Genomic DNA, 7,439 nt, shown 5'->3' on the forward strand with positions numbered 1-7,439 from the left:
AAGTTGCGGCATGAACGAGATAACATTGATTTCTTAGAATGACTTGATGTCTTTCGACATCGAAAGCCAAAGACCTGCCTTGATGACGGTAATGGCTTGCTGCCCATAATACATGAGGAATGACTTCATTGCACAATGGGTTAAAAAAGGGGGCGATTCTAGCTCACAAAGAAAACTCCCTCCTTAGTTTTTCACAAGGGAGAGAGTAGAGTGTTTGACTAGGTACCTATGGCGAAGTCTACCTTCTTAATATGTCTCAAGACCTGACAACAAGATACTCCTTGCTTCTATCTTCTTGCCTCTTGCTTCTTGAACTTCGGTGCAGCATGTATGGCTCTGTCGTCTAAGCCTAAGACGGCCTCAAGGAATGCTTCGGAGATGGTGGGGTGCGCATGGATGGTGCGCGCGATGTCGTTGACGGTGAGCTTATGCTCTACGGCTAACGCGGCCTCGTGGATGAGGGTGCTTGCATGAGAGCCGAGCATATGCACCCCAAGTACTTCTTTGGTTTGGCTATGGGCAATGACCTTGACGAGGCCCATTTCTTCGCCCATAGCTACTGCCTTGGAATTCGCCCCGAGCATAAACTTGCTGACTGAGACAGGGATGCCCCTCGCTTGTGTTTCCGCTTCGGTGAGACCTACAGTGGCGATCTCGGGCGAGGTAAATACTACAGCGGGCACGCAGTCGTAGTTGACGTGTCCACCTAGGCCTAAGATACCCTCAACACAGGCTTTGCCTTCCTCTGACGCAACATGAGCCAACATATGGCCGCCAATGACATCGCCGATGGCATACACACCGTTGACATTGGTCGCAAAATGCTTATCGACCTTAATGCCGTGTTTATCGTGTTCGACGCCGATAGCGGCGAGGTTAAGCCCCTCTACATTTATACTGCGACCTGTGGCGAGAAGGACCATTGCCGCGGTAAAGGACTCTGTGTGGTCCTTGCCCTCGGCCACAACTTCAAGCATCCCCTGGTCTAGCTGATTTATGGCTTGCACGCGCATGTCTGCTGACAACTTGACGCCTGCCTTGCGCAAGGCCATGTTGAGGCGCCCGACGATGTCTTTGTCGACTTGGTGGAGAATACGCGGCATGAACTCTACCACTGTGACGGCACTGCCAAAGGAACTAAAGATGCCGGCGAACTCCATGCCTATGACTCCGCCCCCAATGACAACTAGGCTTTTCGGTATTTCGCGAACGCCGAGCAGTTCGTTGCTGTTTACGACACCTGGGAGATCTCGCCCTAGGATGGGGGGTTTTATGGGCACAGAGCCCGTAGCAATGATGATATGTTCAGCCTGTAGCTTGTACTCCGCGCCGCCATGGGGACGAATAATTAACTCGTGCGGTGCCGCAAAGGTTGCTTGCCCAGCGATGTACTCCACCTGGTGAGAGTGTAACAACTTGGCAATGCCGTCGCCTAGCTCCCTGACCACGCGATCTTTGCGCTCTTGTACTTTGGCCATGTCGATGGTGAAGCCGTTATGGATGACGCCAAACTCAGCGCTACGAGTAAGGGCGTGGATCACTTGGGCGTTCTGATACAGAGCCTTGGTTGGGATGCATCCCCAGTTGAGACATGTACCGCCCACGCGCTCTTTCTCAATGATAGTAACTTGTGCTCCGAGCTGGGCGGCACGAATGGCCGCCACATAGCCGCCCGGACCGGCGCCAATGATGACAATCTTCTGTTGCAAACGGCATCCTCCTCGCGCTGTGCGCTGTTTTGCTGTAGGCACGGGTAAGTCGCAGCGCAAAGCGAAGAGCTCGGCGCTAGGAGTATCTGAGTAGTGGCTGCCGCGCCGCCTTAACTTCATCGAGTCGGCCCACCACAGTGCTGCTAGGGGCACTCTTGACAAGTTCCGGGTTATTTTCTACCTCATCCGCTATTTTGAGCATGGCGTCGATGAAGGAGTCTAAAGTTTCCACCGCTTCAGATTCCACTGGCTCGATCATGATGGCCTCTTTGACGATCAATGGAAAGTAGACGGTCGGAGGATGAAAACCATAGTCCAGTAAGCGTTTAGCGATGTCAAGGGTGGAGCATCCCTTGGCTTTTTGTTTTTGCCCAGACAACACAAACTCATGCATGCAGATACGGTCGTAGGCGACATCGTAGCGGTCCTTGAGTTTGTTGAGCATGTAGTTAGAATTTAGCACTGCCATCTCCGAGACCTGCCGCAAACCCACAGGCCCCATGGAGAGGATGTAGGCGTAAGCCCGTACCAGTACGAGAAAATGACCGTAGAAGTTCTTGATGCGGCCGACTGACAGGGGGCGGTTGAAATCCAAAGAGTATTTTGCGCCGTCATACTCCACTGTCGGGCTGGGCAAGAAGGGTACAAGGCGCTCTTTCACTCCGATGGGCCCGGCGCCAGGTCCACCGCCGCCATGTGGGGTGGAGAAGGTTTTGTGCAAGTTGAGGTGCACCACGTCAAAGCCCATGTCGCCCGGGCGAGTAATACCCAAAATGGCATTGGCATTGGCCCCATCGTAGTACAGCAGTCCACCGCCAGCGTGCACTATTGTGGCGATTTCGACGATGTCTTTTTCAAATAAGCCGAGGGTATTGGGGTTAGTGAGCATCAGCCCGGCCACATCGTCTCCCATGAGGCGTCTTAGCTCGTCTAAGTCCACCCCACCTTGCTCGTTTGACTTGACCTCCACTGTTTCGTAGCCTGCTGCAGCCGCAGTCGCGGGGTTAGTTCCATGGGCGGAGTCTGAGACGAGGAACTTGGTGCGCTGCTGCTGACCATGGTGGCGATGAAAGGCCTTAATGGCCATAATGCCAGCTAGTTCGCCATGAGCTCCGGCCGCCGGCACCAGGGACATGCGTGCCATGCCGGTTATTTCGGATAGTAACTTATCTAGCCGGTAGAGTAGTTCGAGGATACCTTGGGACAACGACTGGGGCTGGTAGGGGTGGGAGTTAGTAAAGCCCTTTAGGCGTGAGACGTCTTCGTTAATTTTGGGGTTGTACTTCATGGTACAGGAGCCTAGTGGATAAAAGCCTGCATCAACACCATAGTTGCGCTGCGAAAGCTCTGTGAAGTGGCGCACAGCGTCGACTTCGCTTATTTCTGGCAGGCCTGGGGGCTTGGTGCGAAGCGACTCTGGGGGCAACCACGTGAGCAAATCTACAGGGGGGGTATCTAGGGGAGGCAATTGGTAGCCCCGCCTTCCAGGGACGCTCTTTTCGAAGATGAGTTTAGTTTCTTTACGCATCTACATCACCGCCTTTTCTACGAGGGTATCGATTTCATCCTTAGTGCGCTTCTCAGTGACAGCCACTAGCCAATGGTTCTCCAGCTCTGGGTAGTCTTGGCCGAGGTCGTAGCCGCCGAGTATGCCATGTTTAAGTAACGCTTGGTTGAGTTCGGCCACTGGGCGTTTAGACTTAACGACAAACTCACGGAAGAAGGGCGCGGCGAAAGCCTCCTCGAACTGTCCGGACTTGAGAAGTTCATCGTAGGCGTAGCGCGATTTGCTTACGCACTGCATAGCTACCTCGCGCAGGCCTTCCTTACCCATTACTCCTAGATAAATGGTAGTGGCGAGGGCGATAAGGGCATTGTTTGTACATATGTTTGACGTCGCTTTTTCGCGGCGGATATGCTGCTCGCGCGTTTGCATAGTTAGCACATAGGCCCGCTGGCCTTCGCTGTCGTTCGTTATGCCTACAATACGCCCTGGCATGTTGCGCAAGAGTTTTTGGGTGGTGGCCATAAAGCCTACATATGGTCCCCCGAAAGACAGGGGAATGCCAAGAGGTTGCCCGTCGCCCACGGCGATGTCCACGCCCATTTCTCCGGGCGATTTGAGGAGACCGAGTGCGATAGGGTCTACGCTGGCTACCAAGAGTGCCCCCTCGGTATGAGCGATGCTCGCCGCAGCTGACAAGTCCTCAATGACACCAAAAAAGTTCGGGCTCTGTATGAGTACTGCAGCCGTACTCGAACTGACAGCGGACTTTAAGGCGTCGAGATCGACCGCCCCATTCTTGTGTGGCACCTCGCGAATTTCTATGTCACGGGTCTGTCCGTAAGTCTTTAGCACAGCGCGGTGCTCAGGGTGCACCGAGCCCGCTACGACGATCTCAGAGCGCCGTGTGGCGTTCCCGGCCATGAGGGCAGCTTCTGCGAGGGCGGTTGCGCCATCGTAGACAGAAGCATTCGAGACATCTAGTCCAGTCAGTTCACAGATCATGGATTGAAATTCGAAGATGGCCTGTAGGGTGCCTTGGCTTATTTCGGGCTGATAGGGGGTGTAGGCGGTGAAAAATTCTTGGCGCAGGAGCATGTGGTTGACAATGCTCGGGGTGTAGTGGTCGTAGGCTCCGGCTCCGAGAAAACAGGTGTAGTCGGTCGCACCAAGGTTGTTTTGCGCAAGTGAACTAAGGTGGGCCATAAGTTCCATTTCAGAGTGACTTTGAGGGAGGTCGAGGGCCCGCTTCAGGCGAACCTGCTCCGGAATCTCACGAAAGAGATCCTCTAGGTCTTGCATGCCGAGCGTAGCGAGCATCGCCTGTTGCTGTGCAAGCGTGCTTGGTATATAACGGTGCATTGTCTCTCCTCCTTAGTCCAAAATATTTTGGTAACCGTGGGCGTCCAGTAGTTTTGCTAGCTCGGACATGTCAGAGAGCTTAACGGTGAGTAGCCAATTGGTATAGGCGTCGCTGTTTAACAGCCCCGGGCTATCTAAAAGTGCGGCGTTGATTGCGGTGACCGTGCCGGAGATAGGGCTGTACAGATCCGAGGCAGCCTTCACCGACTCTACAACGCCAAAGGTAGCGCCCATGCGCACTTTAGCTCCGATATCAGGCAATTCCACGAAGACGATGTCGCCTAGGGACTGTTGGGCGTAGTCGGTGATGCCGATGTAGGCAATGTCCCCCTCGACCTTAACCCACTCGTGTTCTTTGGAGTAGAGCAAGTGGTGTGGAATGTTCATGGCGGTTTCCTCCTTCATAATTGGACTGGTGTCTTCTTGTACTTTTTTTCATAAAAGGGGAGTCCGATGCGTTTGGCCTGTAAGTATTTACCTCTCACCAAGATAGAGACCTCGTCGCCTATGCCTACCGTGTCGCGGGCAACTAGGGCTAGGCCCAAGTTTTCCTTGCGGGTGGGGGAGAAGGTCCCCGAGGTAATGTGTCCCACTGAATTACCGTTGACTACCACATCGCAACCATGGCGCGGAATGCCGCGCTCGATCATGGCAACGCCGATGAGCTCGCGCGGGACGGTGCTCTTTTTTTGCGCAATGAGAGCGTTCTTTCCGACAAAGTCCACCTCCTTTTTGAGCTTGACGAAGGGAGCTAGATTGGCCTCGAGCGGGGTAATGTCGCGGGTGAGTTCATGCCCGTATAGTGCTAGGCCAGCTTCAAAGCGCAAGGTGTCCCTAGCCCCTAATCCTACTGGCACAATGCCGAAGGGGGCTCCCGCCAGAAGTAGGGCGCTCCACAAGGTGGGGGCATCTTCACTGGACAGGTATAGCTCAAAGCCGTCTTCTCCTGTATACCCCGTGCGTGAGACAAGTGCTTGTATGCCTGCCACCTCTATGTGGGGTTCAAAGTGAAAGAAGCCCATAGCATCGAGGGGGAAGTTGGTCAGCGTCTGTAGGGTGGCTTGTGCGAGGGGCCCTTGCAGAGCCAACTGCGCAATGGCGGATGACTCATTTTTTACCTCGAGGCTAGAGGGCGCCAAGCGCTTGATCCAGGCGTAGTCTTGGTCGGTGTTAGCGGCATTGACAACCAATAAAAAATCCTCGGCGCTTTGCTTGTATACCAAGAGGTCGTCGACGACGCCGCCGTCCTCGTAGCACATCAGAGAATAGAGAACTTGTTTATTTTTGAGTTTGGCGATGTCTCCGGTTACTAGTTTCTGCATAAAGTCTTGGGCGAGCGCGCCTTTTACAGTGATCTCTCCCATGTGAGATACATCAAAAAGGCCTAGCGCAGTGCGGACAGTTTCATGCTCCTTGAGGATACCCGTGTATTGTAGGGGCAGAGCCCAACCGCCAAACTCGACGATTTGACCGCCGAGGGCTACATGCTGATGGTAGATTGGTGTGTGCTGCATACAAGACCCCTTTCTTTATGCTTCGTTTTTTAACCATGTAGCTACTTCGGCGACCAGAGGCGAATTGTGCAGGCGAGAAATTTCCTGTAGGCGCAGAGCCAAATGGGCACGTTCAAAGTGGCAGCCGAGCAGGCTATCTGCCATTAGTTCAATCGAGCCTGATTCCATCGCGTCGGAGTAGATTCTAGCAGCCTTTACTACTCCGCCGGTTACTGCTAGCCCAATTTCGATGCCTCCCCAAGGGAAGCGGGTTTCATAGGTTGTATCGAAGTGCGGGCTCTTACCAAATCTAAAATCCCAACTGCTGTACTTGTCGTGCAAATCTTTAAACTCTGTCGTGTCCATGAAATCTGCTAGACTGTATTGTTCACCACCCCCGCCGTATTCGGCAACAAAGGATTTTATCAGAGCCAATTTCATGTCCGGAATAGAGAGTGCGGGGACAAACTCGCGGAGGTTTACCACGCGGGACTGCACGGAAGAAACGCCCTTTGTGGTCATCTTTGCGGAGGGCACGTTGAGGTAGTTTGCCAATCGGCTCATATCCACATCCACTAGGATGGTGCCATGGTGGTAAGAGGAATTCTGTCCGTGGTAGAAAGCATTGCCTGAGAATTTGCGCCCTCCGGCTAAAATGTCGTTGCGACCGCTAAACTCAGCCTGTATACCCACCTCGCGGGCAGCATTGACGATAACCTTTAGCTGTCTATGTAGGTCGTAGACCTGCTTAGACAGGAGAAAAGTAAAGTTGAGATTGCCAAGGTCATGGTATACGGCACCCCCGCCGGAAAGTCGCCGCGCAAGTCTGCCACTGTCGGAGTGCAGGTTTTCCACATGGCATTCGCGCCAAGCATTTTGATTCCGACCGACCACCACCGTATGCTGATTCTGCCAAAGATAAAGCATGGCTTCGTCAGGCGCAAGGCGGTTTAGCAAAAGTTCCTCCGCCGCTAGGTTCACGTAGGGGTCGTACCCTGTGGCGTTAACGATGCTAGTTTTTTTTACGGTCATCATATACCCTCCTCCGCTGTCACTTTCACTAAGACGAAATGGAGCACGCTACTAGGTTCACAAACAAAAGAGGGGTGGCATTGGGCATGCCACCCCTCTAGATAACACGCCTGCTCATTCGAGTCTCACGGTATCTTCGCTAAATTCATTATTTTCGTTATTTAAATGTATCATGTTATGTGACAAGGCGCAAGGGACGTGAGATTAATAATCAGGGATTCGTCAAAGTCAGAACTCATAGGTACGACTACCTAGAACCCCATATACCGCAAGGAGTTTTCCGGCCTTCGACTACATGTGCGCAGCGCCTGTGCAATGTTTTTTACATTGTGAAGTCGA

The 7,439-nt window shown here is 53.2% G+C and carries 6 protein-coding genes; all 6 read right to left on the bottom strand.

Annotated features, from left to right (window positions below):
* Nucleotides 1-287: 287 nt before the first annotated feature.
* Nucleotides 288-1,709, bottom strand: coding sequence for a dihydrolipoyl dehydrogenase (lpdA, locus tag KGZ92_06290; protein ID MBS3888893.1), 1,422 nt, complete (start codon nt 1,707-1,709; stop codon nt 288-290).
* Nucleotides 1,710-1,785: 76 nt separating this feature from the next.
* Nucleotides 1,786-3,237: an aminomethyl-transferring glycine dehydrogenase subunit GcvPB gene (gcvPB, locus tag KGZ92_06295; protein MBS3888894.1), complete on the bottom strand. Its 1,452-nt coding sequence runs from the start codon at nt 3,235-3,237 to the stop codon at nt 1,786-1,788.
* A complete protein-coding gene (gcvPA, locus tag KGZ92_06300) occupies nt 3,238-4,575 on the bottom strand; it encodes an aminomethyl-transferring glycine dehydrogenase subunit GcvPA (protein MBS3888895.1) in 1,338 nt (445 codons plus the stop codon).
* 12 nt (nt 4,576-4,587) lie between these two features.
* Complete coding sequence (gcvH, locus tag KGZ92_06305) at nt 4,588-4,962, bottom strand: glycine cleavage system protein GcvH (GenBank protein MBS3888896.1); 375 nt, start codon at nt 4,960-4,962, stop codon at nt 4,588-4,590.
* Between the two features lie 14 nt (nt 4,963-4,976).
* Nucleotides 4,977-6,089 (bottom strand): glycine cleavage system aminomethyltransferase GcvT, encoded by a 1,113-nt coding sequence (gcvT, locus tag KGZ92_06310; GenBank protein MBS3888897.1) that lies wholly within the window; start codon nt 6,087-6,089, stop codon nt 4,977-4,979.
* A gap of 15 nt (nt 6,090-6,104) precedes the next feature.
* On the bottom strand, nt 6,105-7,100 hold the full coding sequence (locus tag KGZ92_06315; GenBank protein ID MBS3888898.1) for a lipoate--protein ligase: 996 nt from the start codon (nt 7,098-7,100) through the stop codon (nt 6,105-6,107).
* Nucleotides 7,101-7,439: the final 339 nt, after the last annotated feature.

Source organism: Bacillota bacterium, from assembly GCA_018333655.1.
Classification (GTDB): Bacteria; Bacillota; UBA994; order UBA994; family UBA994; genus BS524.

Bases quoted from the DNA above. Each gene is read 5' to 3' on its own strand.
- gcvPB (MBS3888894.1), bottom strand. From the start codon at position 3,237: ATGCGTAAAGAAACTAAACTCATCTTCGAAAAGAGCGTCCCTGGAAGG.
- gcvPA (MBS3888895.1), bottom strand. From the start codon at position 4,575: ATGCACCGTTATATACCAAGCACGCTTGCACAGCAACAGGCGATGCTC.
- gcvH (MBS3888896.1), bottom strand. From the start codon at position 4,962: ATGAACATTCCACACCACTTGCTCTACTCCAAAGAACACGAGTGGGTT.
- gcvT (MBS3888897.1), bottom strand. From the start codon at position 6,089: ATGCAGCACACACCAATCTACCATCAGCATGTAGCCCTCGGCGGTCAA.
- KGZ92_06315 (MBS3888898.1), bottom strand. From the start codon at position 7,100: ATGACCGTAAAAAAAACTAGCATCGTTAACGCCACAGGGTACGACCCC.